The organism is Pseudomonas sp. OST1909 (assembly GCF_015277575.1).
Classification (GTDB): domain Bacteria; phylum Pseudomonadota; class Gammaproteobacteria; order Pseudomonadales; family Pseudomonadaceae; genus Aquipseudomonas; species Aquipseudomonas synxantha_A.
In genome coordinates, this window is record NZ_CP063780.1 from 4,094,213 (window position 1) to 4,114,069 (window position 19,857).

Below are 19,857 nucleotides of genomic sequence, written 5' to 3' on the forward strand. Positions count from 1 at the left end.
GACAAATACCTCAAATTATTCCGTGCGTGTGGCGGGGGTGGTCGCGGCCACGTTGCTGGCGTTGTATCCGCCACCCAGGGCCTGCATCAGTTGAATCGACAGATCGATCTGCGCCGCCTTCAGGGTCGCCAGCTGACGCTGGGCCTGCAGCAGTTGCTGCTCGATACTGAGCACATCCAGGTAGTTTCCGATGCCTGAGCTGTAGCGTTGCACCCCGGTGTCGTAGGACTGCTGGGCAATGTCGGCGGCATGTTGCTGGGCCTGGATCTGGCGGCCGGTGTCGCGCAGCTGCGAAAGGCTGTTGCCGATATCACCCAGGGCTTGCACCAGGGTTTTGTTGTACTGGGCCACGGCCAGGTCGTAGTCGGCGTCGCGGGCGTCAAGGTCGGCGCGCAGGCGGCCACCATCAAAAATCGGCAGCGAAATCGTCGGCGCAATATTGAAGAAGCGGCTGGCCGAACCGAACATCGCATCGCCCAGCAACGACTCGGCGCCTGCGCTCGCGCTCAGGTTGAGGTTGGGGTAGAAGCGGGTTTTGCTCGCATCGATGTTCTTGCTCGCCGCCTCCACTCGCCAGCGTGCGGCCACCAGGTCGGGACGACGGCCGAGCAGCTCGGCGGGCAATACCGAAGGCACGGCGATAGCGCTGGGTTTGAGCACCGTCGGGCGCGCCAACTCGTCGCCACGGTCCGGGCCTTTGCCGAGCAATACGGCGAGGGCGATCTTGGCGCTTTGCAGTTGTTTTTCCGCGTCGATCAGTTGCGACTGGGAGCTGGCTTCCAGGCTCTCGGTCTGCTGGTACTGGTATTCGCTGTCGATGCCGGAACTCAGGCGGCGCTTGCTCAGGTCGAGCATCTGGCGGGTGCGCTTGAGGTCATCGACGGCCAGGTCACGCACGATATGCGCCTGGCCCAGGTCGCTGTAGGCTTTGGCCACGTTGGCCGCCAGGGTCAGGCGCGCGGCCTGCTGGTCGACTTCGGCGGCGCGGGCCTGGCCCAACGCGGCTTCCCAGGCGGCGCGCTGGCCGCCCCACAAGTCAAAGTTGTAGTTGAAGCTGGCGCCGATGTTGCGCACCGTCGAATAGGCATCGCCCTGGCCACGTGGGTCCTGGTCCTTGGCCAAGCGCGAGCGGCTTACACCGGCGCTGGCATCCACGGTCGGCATACGCGCGGCGTTGGCGGCATAGGCCGCTGCTTCGGCCTGGTGGGCACGGGCGTCGGCGACTTGCATGTCGGGGCTGTTTTGCAGGGCTTCCTGGATCAGGCCGTCAAGCTGTGGGTCGCCCAGGCTTTTCCACCAGTCGGCGGCCGGCCAGGCGGCGCTCGACAGCGTCACGCCGCTGAGGGATTTGCCGGTTTGCAGGGTGTTGGCGTCCAGTCGCTGACCCTGGGTGTCGAGGCCGCTGTAGTTGGCGCAACCGGCCAACGTCATCGCCGCCAGCACCAGGCTGAATGCGCGTGTGTTCATGATCTACCTACCCGCTGGATCGTGATGGGGTCACCCGCAGCGATCAGTATCTTCTTCAGGATCCGCTCCAGGGTTTCCAACTCGCCCGGTTCAAGCGCGCCGGCCAGTTGGTTGAGGGCCTGGGCGCCGATGTGCGGGAGCATGTCCGCCAGGCGCTGGCCCTCGGCAGTCAGCACCAGCTGCACCTGGCGTCGGTCCAGCTCGGAGCGCTTGCGGCTGAGCAGGTCTTTTTGCTCCAGCCGGTCGAGCATCCGCGTCATCGAACCGCTATCGAGTGACAGGTTGCGGCACAGCTCGGCCGGGGTGTCTACACCGAACTGGGCCATGATGATCAACACCTTGAACTGCGCGGCGGTGATGCCGTGGGGTTCCATATGGGTGTCGATGATGCGGTCCTTGAGGATCGCGGCGCGGCCCAGCAACAGGCCGAGATGGCAGTTGTGGAAGTTGTCAGGGGTGAAGTGAGGCATCGAAAGTCACCTTATTACTGCCTAGGCAGTGAATGTGTGACGAGATATTACTGCTTAGGCAGCGAATGTCAAATGGAATAATTAGGTTGCTTGGTAGTTGACCGAAGGCTGGAGTGAAATGAAAACCAATGTGGGAGCAAGCCCCCTCCCACATTTTTTACCGCGTACCGATCAGAAATCGCGCTTGTAGAAGATATCCAGAGAACTGGCTACGCCCGTAGCGACTTCCAGGTACACCTTCTTGCTCAACAAGTAGCGCAAGGCAATGGTGTTGGCCGGTTCAAACACCCCGACCCCATAACGCAGGCTGAGTTTCTCGTTGATCTTGCCGCTGGCTACCACGGCGGTGCTGTTACCGGTGCCCTGGGTGTCGAGGTCGAAGTCCTGGATACCCAGCTTGTTGGCGATATCCGAGGTCACGCCGGCACTGCCCATCAAGCCCAGGCCGAGAGCGGCTTCGGCGAGCATGTTGTTGTCTTCGCCGGTGTTGGTGCGCGAACGGCCCAACACCAGATACGACAGCGCATCCTCTTGAGCCATGGCCGGCTCGGAGAAAATCTGCGTGGCCGGCTGCTCGGCGCTGCCGCTCAGGCGAATACCGGCAGTCACGGTGCGGGACGATTCGACCACTACGCGCACGGCTTCGATATCCAGAAACGGTTGATCCAGCGGCCCGGCAAACAACAGCCGTGCGCGGCGCACGTTGAGGCGCTGGCCGTAGGCACGGTAACGGCCGTCGTTGAGCCACAGCTCGCCACGGGTGTCCATGTTGTCGCCAATATGCACATGGCCCTGGACCTTGGCGGTGAGACCGAAGCCGGCGAAGTTGAGCTGCTCTTCACCCACCTCCACGTCGATATCCATGGCCATCGCCATCGGCGCTTTGCCCTCTTCGGTCTGGCTGCCGATGATCACCGTGTCGTCAGAGACCTTGACCGTCGAAGGCGGCAGCTCGCGCACGGTGATATCACCACGGGGAATGTGAACCTTGCCGGCAATCGCCAGTTTGTCGTCCTTGAGGCTGATCTTCAGGTCGGGCGCCACTTCCAGCTTGGCGTAGGGTTCTACGGTGACCGGCAGTTGCGAGCCCTTGAGGCTGAGGTCGACCACCAGGGCGCGGCCCCAGTCGATCTGGCCCGTGAGGCTCCCCTGCCCGGCCTTGCCGCTGCGCCAGCCACCGTTGAGCTGCACGCTTTCGCCGGCGATCTGCGCCTGCAGGTTCAAGCCCTCAAGGCTGATGGGCAACTCGGGCCCGGAGACTTCACCGTCCACCAGGTTCAGGTTGCCGTTGACCAGCGGCGCCAGCAAACCGCCGGAGATACGCCCGCTGCCGTTGAGCTTGCCGGTGAGTTTTTCCACCATCGGCACAAAGGGCCGCGCCACGGCGAGGTCCAGGCCCGTGAGGCTGAAATTGCCGGTGATCGGCTTGTTGTTCGGCAGCGGATTTATCTGCGCCTGCAACAACAACTCGCCAAGCTTGCCGCCACGGAAATTCAGCTGGGTGTCGATACGCTTGGGGTTGAGGGTGGTTTCCAGCTTCAGGGTGTCGTAGGGGAAATCCAGCCACTGGCCCTTGTCGCGCACGCGCAAGGTGCCGCCGCTGGCATCTACCGCCACTACGCCCTTGGGCCCGCTTTCCGGCAAATCGAGCTGTACGTCAGCATTGAGCTTGCCCTGCCAGGCGAAGTCTTTGGGCAAAAAGGCCGCAAGGCTGTCGATGGGGAATTGCTTGAGGTGGTAACGCAGCTTCGGTTCGGGCATCAGGCGCTGGTCTTCGCCGCACAGGCTGGCGGGCCCGGAAACCCAGCAGTGCGCACCGAAGGTCAGCTTGCCATCGGCCAGGCGCTCGATTTTCGCCGGGGCTTGCAGCCGCCAGTCCTGGCCGCCGGCTTGTACATCACCGCTGGCCAGGCGCCCGCGCCAGTTGTTTTTATCGAGGTTGCCATCCAATGCCAGGGCCAGTTTGACCAGGGGGCCGGCCAGGTCCAGTTGGACCTTTTGGTTCTTTATATCGCCCTGGGCGCTGGCGGTCAGGTTGCCGACCTGGGTTTCGCCGGCGTAGATGCCGCTGGCCTTGAGGTCGAGCTTGGCGCGTTGGGCGCTATCGAGGCTGGCGTCGAGGTTGAGGGCTTGCAGGCGATTGTCAGCAAATGCGAGTTGCTGGCCCTTGAGGTCGAGTTTGCCTTGCGGCGCCTTCAAGGTGCCGGCCACATCGACACGCCCATTGATTTGCCCGCGCAGTTGCGGCCAGAGCTGGGCCAGGCGCGTCAGCTTGATGTCGATCTGCCCGGCCAGGCGTTGTTGCAGGCTGCCACTGCCGTTGATGCGGTTGTCACCCAGGCGGATGTCCAGGTTGGCGAGGGTCCATTGTTCGCCTGCACCTTCGGCCTTGGCCGCCAGCACAGCGGTTTGCCCGCGCAGGCGGCCCTTGAGGTCAAGGTCGGCGTTGAGCTTGAGTTGTTCATTTTTGAACTCGCCTTTGCTGCGCAGCGGTCCGGCCAGGGTGCCGGGTAACTCGGCCACCCAGTACGCCGGGTTCAACGCCGACAGGTCCAGCGCGGTGTCCCAGGCAATACCGTCGGCAAATTGCAGGTTCAGGTGGCCTTCGGCCTTGCCCTGACCGGCCGTCAGTTTCAACTCGGGCAGGAAGACCTGCTTGAGGTCGCCACTGAAGGGGGTGACCACATTGAACTTACCCGCCGGGCCGTCGAGGTCGGCCTTGAGGTTGCCCAGGTAATTGCCGTCCTTATAGGAGATTTCACCATTGAAGGTACGCAATGCCACTTGTGGCTCGTCGATCACGGGATAGAGGCGATGCCAGGGGAAGTCCAGCCAGTCGATTTTGGCGTCAGCACTGAAGCCTTGTTGCCAATCCAGGTTGGCACTGAGCTTGAGGCTTTGCTGGTCACCGGCATTCAGGTCCAGGCCGGCAATCTGCGCGCCCTTGGCATCGACCTTGCCTTGCAGGAGTAAATCCACCGGGCCTTTTTCCGCTGGCAGCACGGCCTTGCCCAGCAACTGGTAGCCATCTTTCAGGTTGCCCTTGGCGCTCAAGTCCAACTGGTTGAGTTGCAAGGTGTCAGGCAGGTCGGCGCTGGGCTTGAACGCCTCGGAGGTGATGTGCAACTGCGCCGGCAGATTTTCGGCCAGGGGTTGCAGCTCGCCTTTGAGCTTGGCCGGCAGGTAGCCGCTGCTGTCGGCGTCGAGATTGAGGGTCTTGAGCAGGTCGCCGTCGAGCTTGAGCGCGACGCTCCAGGGTGCACCGCCTGGGGCGTAGGGCAGGCTCAGGTTGCCGGTGGCATTCAGCGGCCAATCGCCGGTAGGTTGCAGCAGGCCGGCAAGGTCGAGCACCAGGTCATCGCGCTGCAAATGTACCGAGTCAATCTGCATGCCAGCGGTGGTCCAGTGCGCCGCCAGTTGCAGGCCCTTGAGTTCTTCGCTGCCGTTGAACAGCAGGCTACCGATGCGAACGTCGCCCAGTTGGATGGCAACCGGCAGTTTCAGGTCGGGGAGTTGAATCGGCCCGCTGCTGCTCTCTTCGGCACTGGGGGCAAATTCCAGGCTGACCTGTTCCACGTCCAGTCGGTTGATACACAGGGTCATGCGCAACAGACAGCCGGGCGACCAGTCAAACGTCGGCGCATTCAGCTCGACGCGGCTGCCGTCCTGCCGCCACAGCAGATGATCGGCACTCCACTGCCCGCCCAGGCGGCCCTGGAAATTCTCCACGCTCAACCCTGGCACCTGGCCCAAGGCCCAGCGACTGCCCGCCTGGGTGCCAAGCACTGACCACAGCGCCAACAACAGCAACACGAGGATGGCGACCAGCACCAGCCCCGCTATCTTAAAACCACGCATCACAGCTCAGGCCCCATGGAAAAGTGCAAGCGAACGCCGCCCGGATCTTCGAGGGCATGGGCCAGGTCGAGGCGGATCGGCCCCACCGGCGAAACCCAGCGCACGCCGACGCCGACGCCGGTTTTCAGGCTCGGCAGGTCCAGGTTGTTGAACGAGTTACCCTGGTCGATGAAGGTCGCGATCCGCCATTTATCGGTGATGGAGTATTGATACTCGGCACTCAAGGCCACCATGTAGCGACCACCGATACGGTCGCCACGATCGTTCTCGGGCGACAGGGTCTGGTACTCGTAGCCGCGCACGCTCTGGTCGCCACCGGCAAAGAAGCGCAACGACGGCGGCACGGATTTGTAGCCGTTGGTGGCACTGCCGCCAAATTGTGCGCGCCCCAGAAAACGGTGGTTGTCCCACAAGGTGGTCAGGCCCTTGATCGTGGCCGTGCCGTAAAGCAGGTTGGTGTCAGACCCCAGGCCCTCTTTGGCGACCTTGGTGTCGAACATCAGGCGATAGCCATGGTGCGGGTCGATACGGTTGTCGCTGCGCAGGTAGGAATAACTGACCCCCGGCATCAACAGGTTACTCAGCCCCGAGTCATTGCCCAGGCGGTATTCCTCACGCTGGTACTTGAGGGAAATCACCCGCGTCCAGCCGCTGGGCAACTTGCTGTGCCATTCGGGACCGACGGTAAGCAGCTTGCTCAAGGTGTCGGTGTTGGCGATCTCTTCATTCTGATAGCCACCGGCAAAGCGCAATTTGTCGGTAAGCGGCGGGTCCAGCGGTATGTCATACCACAGGCCGACGTTCTGCCGCGGCGCCGACAATTCGGCTTCCCAACCGTAACTGTGGCCCTGGGGATTGACCCAATGCCGCGTCCAGTTGGCTTTGCCCCGTGGGCCGACGTCGGTGGAGTAACCCAGGCCGAGGCCCATGGTGCGGGGCTTGCGGGTTTCCAATTGCACGGCGACGGGGATTACGTCGTTGGTCGCGGCGGTGGGGCTGGCGTCTACGCGCACGCCTTCGAAGAAGCCGCTAGCTTGCAGGTTCTGGTTGAGTTCGGCGACCAGCTCGGAGTCGTACGGCGTGCCACTGTCAAAGGGCACCATGCGTTGCAACAGTTCTTCATCAAACGGCGTGTCGCCGCTGAAGCTGACCTTGCCCATGCTGTAGCGCGGGCCGCTGTCGTAAATGAGTTCGATGTCGGCCACACCCGCTTGAGGGTCAACCGCGAGCTTCTGGCTAGTGAAGCGCCCGCTGAAAAAGCCGTAGCGTGACGCCTGGTTCTGGATCAGGCGCTTGGCGTCTTCGTAATGACCGTGATTGAGCACGGCACCGGGCTTGAGGTCGTCGCTGGCGGGTACGCGAAAGGCCTTGAGGCTCGCGGCCTGGCCATCGACCCGAATAGTCACGTCGCGCAAATGTACCGGTTCGCCGGGGTCGATGGTGAGGGTCAGGCGCGGGTTCTTGCCGCCCTTCACCTCGCTGGCGATTTGTGGCTGATAGAAGCCCAGTGCCTGCGCGGCTTTGCGCGCCTGCTCCTCGGCGCCACGGCTGAACCGCAGCAAGGCTTCTTCGTCACGATCGCCGACCCCGCCGATATAGCCTTCGATGTTGGCTTTCAGCGCGTCGTTTGAGGGTTTGATCCGCACGTCCAGTTCACTTTGCGCCAATGCGCCGCAGCTTGTGAACAGCAGAATCAAGCCGCTGGTAAATCTTCCTGGATACTTCATAGGCGCGGATGCTACACGAGCTAGGGAGGGACTTTGAACTCGGATTTGTCTGAATAATTCTGTCCTAAGACGTTGCAGGATGTAACGCCTGGGGATTGGGATGGAAAAACACATGTTCCAGCACCGGCCCTACGGCGACTTCACCGATCTCCTCATAGCCTTGGCGCTTGTAGAAATCCAGGTAACGGGAGTTGCCGGTGTCGAGCACCACGCCTGAGGAATGCGGATCGTCGGCGCACCAATTGTGTACTGCTTCAAGCAGTTGCTCACCATGATGCTGGCCCTGGAACTGCGGGTGAATGCCCAGCAGCGGCAGCACATGCACAGCCTCGCTGGGGAGGCACGCCAGTACGGCCTGATGATATTCCAGGTAGCGTCGCGTACCGCGCACGCCGGTGCTCAGCCACATGCGGATCTGCCAGGCCCAGCTCTCGGTGATGCCCAGGCGTCGTTGCGGCGGCGCGATCAGGGCGATACCGATCAGCCGGTCGTTGACGAACAGGCCGATGGCGGGAAGTTTCTGAAAAAAGTGCTGCTTGACCAATTCGCGCACGGTGGCGCGCACCCGCTGCTCGTAACCCGGCCGTTCGGCTTCGAAGATATAGGCGAAGGTCGGTTCATGGCGATACGCCTGGTAAAGCAGGGATCGCGCTTCACGGGAATAACCGCTATTGAGCAGGCGGATTTCGGCAGTGGCCGTCGAAGTGTCTGGCATAACAGTCAATCTCCCTGGGCGCCACTCAAACATGGCGTTCTTATGGGTACGAACCTGCGCAGCTCCAGTCGTTCCCAGACATTAGCAGCGCATTCACCCTACCGCCACGCTGGCCCCCGTCCGACTTGTCGGCTAGCATCGCCCTTTTGCCAGACTGGACTGCCGACCATGAAAATCGTCTCCTTCAATATCAACGGGCTGCGTGCTCGCCCTCATCAGCTGGCGGCGCTGATTGAAAAGCATCAACCTGACGTGATCGGCCTGCAGGAAACCAAGGTTCACGATGATCAGTTCCCGCTGGCCGAAGTGCAGGCTTTGGGTTATCACGTGTACTACCACGGGCAGAAAGGCCATTACGGCGTGGCCCTGCTCTCGCGCCAGCCGGCCTTGAGCCTGCACAAAGGTTTTGCCAGCGATGAAGAAGACGCCCAGCGTCGTTTTATCTGGGGCACCTTCGCCGATGAAAACGGTCACCCGGTGACCATCATGAACGGCTACTTCCCCCAGGGCGAAAGCCGCGACCACCCCACCAAGTTCCCGGCCAAGCAGCGCTTCTATGAAGACTTGCAGCACCTGCTGGAAAGCCAGTTCAGCAATGACCAGGCGCTGGTGGTGATGGGCGACGTGAACATTTCCCCGCAAGACTGCGACATCGGTATCGGCGCCGATAACGCCAAGCGCTGGTTGAAAACCGGCAAGTGCAGCTTCCTGCCGGAAGAGCGCGAGTGGATGGAGCGCCTGAAGAACTGGGGCCTGGTGGACAGCTTCCGCCACCTCAACCCGGACGTGAACGACCGTTTCAGCTGGTTCGACTATCGCAGCCGTGGGTTTGAGGATGAGCCCAAGCGCGGGCTGCGCATTGACGTGATCATGGCGTCCACCGGGCTGGTGCCACGGGTCAAGGATGCCGGGGTGGATTACGATTTGCGTGGCTTGGAGAAGCCGTCGGACCATGCACCGATCTGGTTGGAACTGAGCTGATAGCAAGCCTGGTGAAGATCTAAATGTGGGAGGGGCGGTGCGACGCATCAGTCACATTGCTGCAACCCAACTGACTTAATCTCGCGGCACTTCCTTTGGCTTGAGAAGGTGCCGGCATGATGCTGCGCGTTCTGTTCCTGTGTATTGCGATCACCCTCCCTGCCGTGGCAGCCCCTCTTCCCATTCCCGGCCAAGGTCCTGCCCTGCGCATCCAGGGCTCCAACACCATCGGCGCGGCACTCGGCCCGGCGTTGGTCATGGGTTTGATGGAGCATCAAGGCTTACGGGATGTACGCAGCGAACCGGGCGCCGGGGCAAACGAACAGAGCGTGGTCGGCACGACGCGCCAAGGCAAGACGGTGACCATCGAAGTCGCGGCCCACGGTTCCAGCACCGGCTTTGCCGCGCTGAAAAATACCCGCGCTGACCTCGCCGCCGCGTCCCGCCCGATCAAGGACGGCGAACTGGTGGACCTTGAACCTCTGGGTGACCTGAAAAGCCCCGATGCCGAACAGGTCATCGCCATTGATGGCCTGGCGATCATTGTTAACCCACGCAACCCACTCAATACTCTTGACACCGAGCAGTTGGCCCAGATCTTCAACGGCGAAGTCAGCACCTGGGAGGCATTGGGCGGGAGTGGCGGTGCCATTCATTTATATGCCCGTGATGATCAGTCCGGCACCTACGACACCTTCAGGGAACTGGTGTTGAGCCGACGTCAGCAGCCGCTCGCGCCGTCAGCCAAACGTTTCGAATCCAGCGAACAGCTGTCCGATGCCGTCAGCCAGGATCCCCAGGGTATCGGCTTTATCGGCCTGCCCTATGTGCGTCAGGCCAAAGCAGTGGCGATTGCCGATGGTGACTCGCAACCGATGTTGCCGCTGACCAGCCTCATCGCCACCGAAGATTACCCGCTGTCGCGACGGCTGTTCTTTTATCTGCCGCCCTCCTCCCGCAATCCGTGGGCCAAGGCGTTGGTGGACTTTACCCAATCCAGTAAAGGCCAGGCGATTGTGGCGGCCAATGGTTTTATCGCCCAGCAGGTGCAGGCGATCGGCGTGACACCTCGCCCGTCAATGCCTGACGACTACCAGGCCATCGCCCGCGACGCTCAGCGCCTGACGGTGAATTTTCGCTTCGAAGAGGGTAGCGCCAGCCTCGACAACAAGGCACGCCAGGATTTGCAGCGGGTGGTGGCTTATATCAAAAGCCACGGCAAGCTGAACAAGCAGGTCACGCTGGTGGGCTTTGGCGATACCAAGAACGATCCGCAACGTGCGGCGTTGCTGTCGAAGTTACGGGCGATGGCGGTGCGCCGCGAGCTGGCCAAGAGCGGCGTGGTGCTCAAGGATATTCGCGGGTTTGGCGCGCAGATGCCGGTGGCGGCGAATACCGCAGACGAAGGTAGGATCAAGAATCGGCGGGTGGAGGTTTGGGTGTACTGAAGCTTGAGTTGGTGTTGTTCAATCTGGCCTCTATCGGGAGCAAGCCCCCTCCCACATTTGGATTTGTGAATACAGTCAAATGTGGGAGGGGGCTTGCTCCCGATAGAGGCGACGCGGTGCTACTGCCCGCCGCGCATCATCTCCCGCGGCACATACTTGCCAATCTCGAACTTGCCGATCGCCGCGCGGTGCACTTCGTCCGGGCCATCCGCCAGGCGCAGGGTACGTTGCATGGCGTACATATAAGCCAGCGGAAAATCATTGGAAACCCCGGCGCCGCCATGGATCTGGATCGCACGGTCGATCACCTTCAAGGCCACATTCGGCGCCACCACCTTGATCTGGGCGATTTCGCTTTTCGCCACTTTATTGCCCACGGTGTCCATCATATACGCCGCTTTCAGGGTCAGCAGGCGCGCCATGTCGATTTCCATGCGTGAGTCGGCAATCTTGTCGATATTGCCGCCCAAACGGGCCAGCGGCTTGCCGAACGCGGTGCGGCTGACCGAGCGTTTGCACATCAATTCCAGGGCACGCTCAGCCATGCCGATGGAGCGCATGCAGTGGTGGATACGGCCCGGGCCAAGGCGCCCCTGGGCGATTTCGAAGCCACGACCTTCCCCCAGCAAGACGTTCTCATACGGCACGCGCACGTTGTCGAACAGCACCTCGGCGTGGCCATGGGGGGCATCGTCGTAGCCGAACACCGGCAACGGGCGCACGATTTTCACGCCGGGGGTGTCTACCGGCACCAGAATCATCGAGTGCTGCTGATGGCGCGGCGCATCCGGGTTGCTCAAGCCCATGAAGATCAGGATTTTGCAACGCGGATCACAGGCGCCGGAGGTCCACCATTTCTTGCCGTTGATCACCCACTCATCGCCCTGGCGTTCGGCGCGGGCGGCCATGTTGGTGGCATCCGAGGAGGCAACATCGGGCTCGGTCATGGCGAAGGCCGAGCGGATTTCGCCACGCAACAGCGGTTCGAGCCAGCGTTGTTTCTGCTCTTCGTTGGCGTAGCGCACCAGCACTTCCATATTGCCGGTGTCGGGAGCGGAGCAGTTGAACGGCTCCGGGCCCAATAACGAACGCCCCATGATTTCAGCGAGCGGCGCGTATTCAAGGTTGGTCAACCCAGCGCCCAGCTCGGATTCCGGCAGGAACAGGTTCCACAAACCCTCGGCTTTAGCCTTGGCCTTGAGTTCTTCCATGATGGCCGTGGGCTGCCAGCGATCACCTTCGCTGACCTGGCGTTCGAACACCGGCTCGGCCGGATAGACGTATGCGTCCATGAACGCAGTGACGCGCTCACGCAGTTCCTGAACCTTGGGCGAATAGGCGAAATCCATGAGCAGCTCCCTTCTTTGAGAGGTTGTTTAGGTCATGTATTCGATGCTAGAACAGCGCTGATAATTTACCTAGCCTATTCTCGGCGTGTATTAACATTCATCACCGATATATGATCGGCGCATGGACACTCACAATAAGAGCGCAACGAAATGAATTTGAGCAAGGTCGACCTCAACCTCTTCATCGTCTTTGATGCGATCTATACCGAAGCCAACCTGACCCGCGCCGGGCAGATCGTCGGCATCACCCAGCCAGCGGTGTCCAACGCCCTGGCACGTCTGCGCGAAACCTTCAACGACCCGCTGTTTGTACGCACCGCCCAAGGTATGGTGCCCACACCGATGGCGCAGAACATCATCGGCCCGGTGCGCAATGCGCTGTCGTTGCTGCGGGTGTCGGTGCAGGAAAGCCGGATTTTCAATCCCCAGCAGGCCGCCAAGACGTACCGCATCAGCATGACCGACCTCACTGAAGCGGTGATTCTGCCGCTATTGTTCCAGCGCCTGCGCCGCCTGGCGCCGACCGTGGTGATCGAGAGTTTCCTGTCCAAGCGCCGTGAGACCACCAAGGAACTGGCCGCCGGGCGCCTGGATTTTGCCGTGGATGCGCCGCTCAACACCGACCCGCAGGTGCGCCATGTCAAATTGATGGAAGACCGCTACGTGTGCGCCATGCGCAAGGGTCACCCCATGGCAGGCAAGGACAAATTCAGCCTGGATGACTACCTGTCATTGACCCACATCCATATCTCCAGCCGTCGCAATGGCTTGGGCCATGTGGACCTGGCGCTGGGCAAAATGGGCATCCAACGCAAGATCGCCCTGCGCTCGCAGCACTACCTGATGGCTTCGCAAGTGTTGCAGCAGACCGACATGGTCATGACCGTGCCCGAACGCTTCGCTCGTCGCCATGAACTGCACTGGTTCAACCTGCCGGTCAACGACGTACCCCCGGTGGAAACCCACCTGTACTGGCATGAAAGCACCGACCAGGACCCGGCAAACCGCTGGATGCGTGAGCAGATGATCGAGTTGTGCCAGCAAGTCACCGCCCACGAAAAGAAGCTCGACAAACAGCAATCCTAAGGTTCAAGAATACCCATTGTGCGAGGGGGCTTGCCCCCGATGGCACGCGCAGAGCCCCTTGACGTTCACGTCAACCTGCAATTAGCTTAGCGCCAAGCCTTTCTTGAGCACCGCCATGAGCACCACCTACAGCATCTCCGACCTCGCCCGCGAGCTCGACATCACCACCCGCGCCATTCGCTTCTATGAAGAACAAGGCCTGCTGGCCCCGGAACGTCGGGGCCAGGAGCGTATCTACTCGGCGCGGGACAAAGTCAGCCTCAAGCTGATCCTGCGGGGCAAGCGCATCGGCTTTTCCCTGGCCGAATGCCGCGAACTGATCGAACTCTACGACCCCAGCGGCGGTAACCAGATCCAGCTCAACAGCATGTTGGCGAAGATCGCCGAACGCCGCGAACAGTTGGAACAGCAACTGCTGGATATCGAACAAATGAAGCTGGAACTGGACACCGCTGAAGAGCGCTGCACCCAGGCCCTTGCGCACACCATGAGCCAGGCCGGCCATTAACCAGAAGGTAACTGCCATGTCCCTCCCCTCTTACGTGCGCCTGGTGGAAGTCGGCCCACGCGACGGTTTGCAGAACGAAGCCCAGCCCATCAGCGTGGCGGACAAAGTCCAGCTGGTAGACGCGTTGAGCGAAGCTGGCTTGAGCTATATCGAAGTCGGCAGTTTTGTCTCGCCCAAATGGGTGCCGCAGATGGCCGGTTCGGCTGAGGTATTCGCGCAGATCCAGCGCAAGCCCGGCGTGACCTACGGTGCACTGGCGCCGAACCTGCGCGGGTTTGAGGATGCGCTGGCGGCCGGGGTCAAGGAAGTTGCGGTGTTTGCCGCGGCGTCCGAAGCTTTTTCCCAGCGCAATATCAACTGCTCCATCAGCGAAAGCCTGGAGCGATTCGCGCCGATCATGGCCGCGGCCAAACAGCACGGCATCAGCGTGCGCGGGTATGTGTCGTGCGTGTTGGGCTGCCCTTACGAAGGCGATATCGCCCCGGAGCAAGTGGCCGCGGTCGCCCGTGAGCTGTACGCCATGGGCTGCTATGAAGTGTCCCTGGGTGACACCATCGGCACAGGCACGGCGGGCGCTACCCGGCGCCTGTTCGAGGTGGTCGGGGCGCAAGTGCCAAGGGACAAGCTGGCCGGGCATTTCCATGACACCTACGGCCAGGCCATCGCCAATATCTATGCCAGCCTGCTGGAAGGTATAAATGTATTCGACAGCTCTATCGCGGGCCTCGGCGGCTGCCCTTACGCCAAGGGCGCCAGCGGTAACGTGGCCACCGAAGACGTGTTGTACCTGCTCAACGGTTTGGGGATCGAAACGGGGATCGACCTGGAACGCTTGATTGGCGCAGGCCGGCAGATCAGCCACGTCCTTGGTCGACCTAGCGGGTCGCGGGTTGCGAAGGTGCGTAACGCCAGTTGAGTAGCACAGCTGTGACAATGTGTTACCGCACACCGGCACAACGGGTAACGCGGGAACAGAATTCGTCATGGCTGGGCAAAACTATTTGCCCGATAAAAACTAACTACATGATTTTAAACGAATTTAAAAAGTTGGCACGGCTCCTGCTATCTCTTATGGCATAACAAGAATAAAAAGCGCCAAACCTAATAAAAACAAGACGAAACGACTCTGACATAACAAAAACAACACGGCAGAGACGCAGCTAACAGATTTTTTTGGAGAAGATGTGCTTCGCAGGGTACGGCATGCCGCAACCCGCAACCGGATAGAGAAAAATAAAACTACCTCAGGTAGCTACCACTGGTTGGATCGTTTACGAAGAAGCAGGTCAGCGCTCAAAAAAATACGTTTGCTCTTGACCCTGGATGGGGGTCGCCAAAAACAGCAGTACGGGTCACGGCTACCAAAAACAACAACAGGCCGCCCCTCAATAATAAGAAAAGAGCACGCAACGACAAATTAAAGGGGACCTTCGGGTCCCCTTTGTGCTGTTCGCACTTTTTTGACTTAAACGGATGCCACCTTCTTCGCTGAGAAATTGTTAAGCACAGTGACCGTCAGGGTCTGCATCGCCGTTGTCTCTTTGGATTGTCGCAGCGCACCCAGTTGTTTCATTTGCTGATGATAAAAAGCATCGGTCATGGAACCGTCGGTCAGAATTTGATCCCGGGTCTTACCCAGCAGGCGAGCAACTCTGTTAACCGCTTCGTCGTACGCCTGCTGCCACGCCTGTTTTGCATCTTGCTCTACAGGGTCACCCTGTGTTTTTTGCAGGTCAGCCACCTCTTCCAACGCCTCTTGCGTTTCAGCTATCAACTCAAAATCGGTGCCCGTCAGGACGTTGAACTCCTGTGAGTATTGGGTACGAAGCTGGTTCCTCCAAAATTCCATATCTACAAAAAAACGACTCTTTTCGCTGATATTTTTTTCATCCTCAAGCACTTGTAAATAAGCAGCATCAAGCGTTTCCGAGCCCACACCAGCAGTTTGGCGATAGAGCATTTCAAAGGTTTTGATCGGCAAATTCAGCCGCTGTGCCAAGCCGGTCCGATACGCAAGAACGACTTCGGTCTCTTCCGCGAAAGCTGCCCCTCGCGCCTCGACATCACGCTCAGCGATGATATCCACCAGCTTCAGGCGAAAAAGCCGCCCAGCCGTGTTAATAAAGGTCGCTTCCACCTCATGCTCCCCAACCTGCTCAAGCGATTGTTCCACTAACAGGTCAATTTCCAGGTTCATAAACTCAAGTACGCTGCCGTCACCACAAGTAGCGCGACCATCGGCTGACTTAAACAATACTTCACGAGTCGTTTGATTCTCATAGACCGCTTTAATCATGTCCCAGACGCGCTCCGCCAACTGCGGCCGAGTAACCCCGGAGGTGTACTCTGCGCAACGTGTCGTGTCCGCCAGCACGGCGAAAAATGCCGCAGCCTGTGGACTGGAGCTGAGCTGGTCCCACATATCGCCGCGACTGGTTAGCATTTCTACGGGGGAATCGTGTAGCCACAACCTGCGCCCATCGGCGAGTGTGACGTGATCATCGGTAAAGCGTTCTTCCGATACAGGATTATCATGCACACTGATTCGATCTGGATGATCGACGGCGTACTGAGGCAATTCAGTCATCGCGTTTGTATGCAGATCGATCCAGGCCAAGTTATTCAGATGTTCGGCGCCTCTGGGGAACGTTGTCGTTCCGGTATTCGCCAGATCCAGCCGGTTCAAATCATGCATGTTGCTCAGATCGGCGACCCATCCCAACTGATGGTTATGGGAGAGGTTCAGTCTGGTCAAACGTTGCATACCTTCGAGACGTGCCTGGCTTTGCCCCGTCAGCCGTATGTCATTGCCGCTCAAGTTGAGCGTGGTCAAACCCGCGCCACCATTTGCAAACTCCGGCAGTCGTGTGAAGTTGCTGTAGCTGATATCCAACCAACGTAAACCGCCAAATGCGTTCAAGAAAGGCAACGACGCATCCGAAAGATACATTCTCGATAGATCCAGACAGTCCACATGGTCCATGTTCGCCGTAATCGGCGGTAACTCGCCGATTTGCTCATCGGCCAAGCGCAAGATGTACTTCATACCTTCTTGCTCGGGGGCCATGGCGGGTTGCGTCGATCTGCGCTGCCAAGCGTCTTTGATGGCTTCAACCACTCGGCCCCGGGACCTGCGTTGGTGCCACTCACCGCTGTCGTGCCAAGCGTTCAAGTCTGTCTTGAGTTGCTCGAACTCCTCATTGAGCACTTTCATTTTTGCCAAGAACTCAATATCGCCGACGTCCTTTAGATCCAACATCTGCTCCACCTGCGCGATGGACTTTGAGGGATAGAGCTCTAATGCAGCCCTTTCACATGCATAAGGCCGACGACTCGCTGCGCCTACCGGACTCAACGGGTAACCCACGCGCCCACCGGCAAGGCGCATTGGCGGTCTATAGCGGGGCTTGACAGGCTGCATCTGCAGCAACCCGCACAGTTCATCGCGAGGCATCAGCGGCATTTGTTCCAGCACCTGCTTCAAGCTCGCGCCACGGTCATGGGCAGTCAGTTTCATCGCCGCCCACTCCTCGGGAGAAAGCGCTGACAGGACAGCCCCATAGATGTCCGCCTGAGAATTCAATATTGCAAACTTGTCGTCTTGGACTTCATAAAGGTTCTTGGAGCCAAACTTGATAAAACGACGCTTGACGACCGCATTCTCCGGTCCCACTGAATCCAACAGACGCTCCCCGACAGGCAGCCGCTCGACGATATTGATGCGCAGGTCGGCGGGCCAACCAGGCAGCTTACTCAGGCTGTGCAGCACCATGCGTTGTGTGTCGTCATTGCCCAGGGTCTTGCGGTACAGCCCTTCGTAAGCCCGCGCCAATCGCACTTGCCGTTGATAATGGCGAGCCTCTTCCGCCAGTCGCAACGGCACGCGATTGTGTTCGATGAGACTTTTCATTTCTACGGAGTTGGCACCGTTCAACAGTTCTTCAATAACGGCCTGGGGAAGCGAAGGAAACACACGCTTGATCAACCTTGCGGCCTCGCTGCCTGCGTTCTCAGCAGCGGCATAGCGCTGAGCGAAAAGCTCAGACTGATACGCCGCCCTCTGTGAGGTGCTGACAGTGTTGGGCTCCTGCGCCACTGCACTATCCATTTCCAATCGCTTCAAGGTATCGGCCAGGAGGGCAGGCAGTGGTGATTGATCTGCATGTATTTTGCGCAGAGTGTCCATATTGGTTTCAGACATTTGCACAATGCGTTCAAGCTTGAGTGGTTCATTAGCAAAACGCTCTGCCGTCGGGCCAAGCCGCTGCATCAACTGCGAATCGGTCAATGTCAGTGGGTTTTCATGCTCGTGAGCCCAAGCCCCTGCGCGCGTACGGCTTACCTTCGGTGTGTAAGCTGCCGCGTTGTCCGGGTGCAGGATTTTATAGTGATTGCTGGTCCCCACCCGCTCCACCAGGTAATACGTGTTGTTTTCCCTCAGGTATAACCCCCCTTCAAATTCATATAATCCATGCTCATTGACCGAAAGCCCATCGGGCAGTGTGACCTGTCGCTGGTAGGGTTTCAGCGCAGGAGAATACAGACGGATATTGCCGTCAGGGCAACGCACGTGGGCCAGGCTCTCGACAAATGCTGTATTGACAAGCGGTAACAACTTGGCACCCACGACCGTCGTCGCCGCATTAAAGGCGATGTTTGAAACGTGGGCCCATGCGGCTTTCTTATCTCCCTCTTCCCACGCCTCCATACCCGAGCCGATCTCTTGCAACATTTGCACCGCGCCAACTAACAACATGACGGGCGCCAGCTCTGGAAAGACAAGGACAGCTACGTTCAAGACATTCAAAGCCGTGCTGCCTAACTTAACCAGCCAGGCGTTACGCGCACGTGTGTCTGCCGCGTCGGTGGAAACGGCTATCGCCCGGGTGTTATCCAGCATGAGATCGACGTTCTGCCGAGCATAGTCTTGCCACAACAACGAAAGGCGAAGTCCATAGCCAGTGGTGAATGTTCTTATGTCGTTCTTGTCGGCATCAAAATCCTCAAGTTCAGCAAATTGGTCAGTAGGATCCAAGCTTCGCTTGAGCTTTGTATAAAATTGCGATTGTCGCTCGTGAGGGATGAACTGACTGAAAAAGACTCGGTAATCCGCCACGCATAATCGCCCCACCAAATCGACTCCAAAGGTACTTAAGTCGGGATACTCCTTCAGCATACAAACAGGATCTCCCGGAATGAATACTAAACAGGGCTCAGGCTTGTGCACAAACACACCGCGCACTGGATAAGTGTTCAAATTTCCGATAACAATAATTTTCGCCAGCGGCTGACCCAGCACTTTCAAACACGAAAAACTTACGGGCTTACCCCGCCACTTCAGTTCCTTCTGATGCCACATCAACTGTCGTACCAACTGGTAGGCGTCTTGCTCGATATCCCCGCACTCAACCGCCATCTCGGCGGCGAACGCCAACTGCTGCATGGCCGCACCAATCATTAGGTGACGAACGGCTCTTGCCGGATTGCCCATAGCCAAGTTGGGTGTATCGGCGGGACTGACGAATGACTCGACATGCCTCAAGTACTGCGAACCTAAATCCAACGTTCTGCACAGACTTGCAAACACGTGGGGTTTTATCGAAACTTTTCGAGTGAGGACATCGGCCTGATTAAATGTGTGAGACCGCTCGTGAAAATCATACCGGGTGATGAGACGGGCGTCCTCGTCGGCCACTTCAAGCGTATCTTCTACTGCAAAATTATTTAACGCGGCCTCGATCAAGCTGACACCTTCATAACGGTAGTAACAGCTGGCCTCCGGGCCAAAGACTTTTGAGCGATCCGCGGGCACCAGTACTTCACGTGCGAAAAACAGCCGTCTTACATCGTAATCCCCACCAAACTCCTCTTTCATTGCAGCCACTAGAAGCGGCTCGGAAAACGCCACAGCGCCTTGCATTTCATTAAACCTTGCATCCAGCTTGTTCAATGCTCTAAAGCAGCGTTCGTACGCCGTGCTCACGACCAGTTTTCTTTCCGGCGATACGTTTTTGTACCACTGCGGTACTACTAATTGTGTTTCAGAAAACTTCTTTTTGTGCTTCAGAGCAGCGCCGCCATACCAAGGCGGCAACCGATCCTGTATGACACCCGCATGTACACTCTGCACCACAACTGATTGACTGCTGTCACGTTGATCGAGATTACTCATTTACCGAATTCCATTTGATAGAACAAACAATCAATATCCGATCGTTTCTCCATCAAACAGTGGTATCCACATACCC

The 19,857-nt window shown here is 59.1% G+C and carries 12 protein-coding genes; 5 read left to right on the top strand and 7 right to left on the bottom strand.

Annotated features, from left to right (window positions below; all coding sequences use genetic code 11):
- Positions 1-15 precede the first annotated feature (15 nt).
- The 5 genes from IH404_RS17660 to IH404_RS17680 all read right to left on the bottom strand — a co-directional run bounded on the left by IH404_RS17660 (position 16) and on the right by IH404_RS17680 (position 8,237).
- The gene (locus tag IH404_RS17660; RefSeq protein ID WP_005789187.1) at positions 16-1,467 is read right to left on the bottom strand and encodes an efflux transporter outer membrane subunit; all 1,452 of its coding nucleotides are present in this window, start codon (positions 1,465-1,467) and stop codon (positions 16-18) included.
- Positions 1,464-1,937: a MarR family transcriptional regulator gene (locus IH404_RS17665; RefSeq protein ID WP_005789189.1), complete on the bottom strand. Its 474-nt coding sequence runs from the start codon at positions 1,935-1,937 to the stop codon at positions 1,464-1,466. The genes IH404_RS17660 and IH404_RS17665 overlap by 4 nt, the downstream gene beginning before the upstream one ends.
- 171 nt (positions 1,938-2,108) lie before the next feature.
- Positions 2,109-5,795 carry a translocation/assembly module TamB domain-containing protein gene (locus IH404_RS17670; RefSeq protein ID WP_032803608.1) on the bottom strand — a complete coding sequence of 1,229 codons (3,687 nt, stop codon included), beginning with the start codon at positions 5,793-5,795 and terminating at the stop codon, positions 2,109-2,111.
- Positions 5,795-7,522, bottom strand: a complete 1,728-nt coding sequence (locus IH404_RS17675; RefSeq protein WP_005789193.1) for an autotransporter assembly complex family protein — start codon at positions 7,520-7,522, stop codon at positions 5,795-5,797. Before IH404_RS17675 ends, IH404_RS17670 begins: the two co-directional genes overlap by 1 nt.
- 64 nt (positions 7,523-7,586) lie before the next feature.
- Positions 7,587-8,237, bottom strand: a complete 651-nt coding sequence (locus IH404_RS17680) for a GNAT family N-acetyltransferase (protein ID WP_005789194.1) — start codon at positions 8,235-8,237, stop codon at positions 7,587-7,589.
- A gap of 168 nt (positions 8,238-8,405) precedes the next feature.
- On the opposite strand from IH404_RS17680, the gene xthA reads away from it, so the two are divergent.
- Together xthA and IH404_RS17690 are read left to right on the top strand one after the other, a co-directional pair.
- Entirely contained in the window at positions 8,406-9,218 is an 813-nt protein-coding gene (xthA, locus tag IH404_RS17685; protein ID WP_005789196.1) for an exodeoxyribonuclease III, read from the top strand.
- 116 nt (positions 9,219-9,334) lie between these two features.
- Positions 9,335-10,666 carry a phosphate ABC transporter substrate-binding/OmpA family protein gene (locus IH404_RS17690; RefSeq protein ID WP_005789198.1) on the top strand — a complete coding sequence of 444 codons (1,332 nt, stop codon included), beginning with the start codon at positions 9,335-9,337 and terminating at the stop codon, positions 10,664-10,666.
- Positions 10,667-10,785: 119 nt separating this feature from the next.
- On the opposite strand, the gene IH404_RS17695 is transcribed toward IH404_RS17690, so the two are convergent.
- Positions 10,786-12,015, bottom strand: a complete 1,230-nt coding sequence (locus tag IH404_RS17695) for an acyl-CoA dehydrogenase (RefSeq protein WP_005789200.1) — start codon at positions 12,013-12,015, stop codon at positions 10,786-10,788.
- A 150-nt stretch (positions 12,016-12,165) separates the two neighbouring features.
- On the opposite strand from IH404_RS17695, the gene IH404_RS17700 reads away from it, so the two are divergent.
- The 3 genes from IH404_RS17700 to IH404_RS17710 all read left to right on the top strand — a co-directional run bounded on the left by IH404_RS17700 (position 12,166) and on the right by IH404_RS17710 (position 14,525).
- The gene (locus IH404_RS17700; protein WP_032880570.1) at positions 12,166-13,101 is read left to right on the top strand and encodes a LysR family transcriptional regulator; all 936 of its coding nucleotides are present in this window, start codon (positions 12,166-12,168) and stop codon (positions 13,099-13,101) included.
- Positions 13,102-13,216: 115 nt separating this feature from the next.
- Positions 13,217-13,609: a MerR family DNA-binding transcriptional regulator gene (locus IH404_RS17705; protein ID WP_005789203.1), complete on the top strand. Its 393-nt coding sequence runs from the start codon at positions 13,217-13,219 to the stop codon at positions 13,607-13,609.
- Positions 13,610-13,625: 16 nt separating this feature from the next.
- Positions 13,626-14,525 (top strand): hydroxymethylglutaryl-CoA lyase, encoded by a 900-nt coding sequence (locus IH404_RS17710; protein ID WP_005789205.1) that lies wholly within the window; start codon positions 13,626-13,628, stop codon positions 14,523-14,525.
- Between the two features lie 549 nt (positions 14,526-15,074).
- Here the strand turns inward: IH404_RS17710 and IH404_RS17715 are convergent.
- Positions 15,075-19,781, bottom strand: a complete 4,707-nt coding sequence (locus IH404_RS17715) for an NEL-type E3 ubiquitin ligase domain-containing protein (protein ID WP_242462614.1) — start codon at positions 19,779-19,781, stop codon at positions 15,075-15,077.
- Positions 19,782-19,857 lie beyond the last annotated feature (76 nt).

Excerpts from the sequence above, each read along its gene's own strand:
- IH404_RS17705 (WP_005789203.1), top strand. The coding sequence starts at position 13,217 with ATGAGCACCACCTACAGCATCTCCGACCTCGCCCGCGAGCTCGACATC.
- IH404_RS17665 (WP_005789189.1), bottom strand. The coding sequence starts at position 1,937 with ATGCCTCACTTCACCCCTGACAACTTCCACAACTGCCATCTCGGCCTG.
- IH404_RS17680 (WP_005789194.1), bottom strand. The coding sequence starts at position 8,237 with ATGCCAGACACTTCGACGGCCACTGCCGAAATCCGCCTGCTCAATAGC.
- IH404_RS17690 (WP_005789198.1), top strand. The coding sequence starts at position 9,335 with ATGATGCTGCGCGTTCTGTTCCTGTGTATTGCGATCACCCTCCCTGCC.
- IH404_RS17700 (WP_032880570.1), top strand. The coding sequence starts at position 12,166 with ATGAATTTGAGCAAGGTCGACCTCAACCTCTTCATCGTCTTTGATGCG.
- IH404_RS17710 (WP_005789205.1), top strand. The coding sequence starts at position 13,626 with ATGTCCCTCCCCTCTTACGTGCGCCTGGTGGAAGTCGGCCCACGCGAC.
- IH404_RS17660 (WP_005789187.1), bottom strand. The coding sequence starts at position 1,467 with ATGAACACACGCGCATTCAGCCTGGTGCTGGCGGCGATGACGTTGGCC.
- IH404_RS17670 (WP_032803608.1), bottom strand. The coding sequence starts at position 5,795 with ATGCGTGGTTTTAAGATAGCGGGGCTGGTGCTGGTCGCCATCCTCGTG.
- IH404_RS17715 (WP_242462614.1), bottom strand. The coding sequence starts at position 19,781 with ATGAGTAATCTCGATCAACGTGACAGCAGTCAATCAGTTGTGGTGCAG.
- xthA (WP_005789196.1), top strand. The coding sequence starts at position 8,406 with ATGAAAATCGTCTCCTTCAATATCAACGGGCTGCGTGCTCGCCCTCAT.
- IH404_RS17675 (WP_005789193.1), bottom strand. The coding sequence starts at position 7,522 with ATGAAGTATCCAGGAAGATTTACCAGCGGCTTGATTCTGCTGTTCACA.
- IH404_RS17695 (WP_005789200.1), bottom strand. The coding sequence starts at position 12,015 with ATGGATTTCGCCTATTCGCCCAAGGTTCAGGAACTGCGTGAGCGCGTC.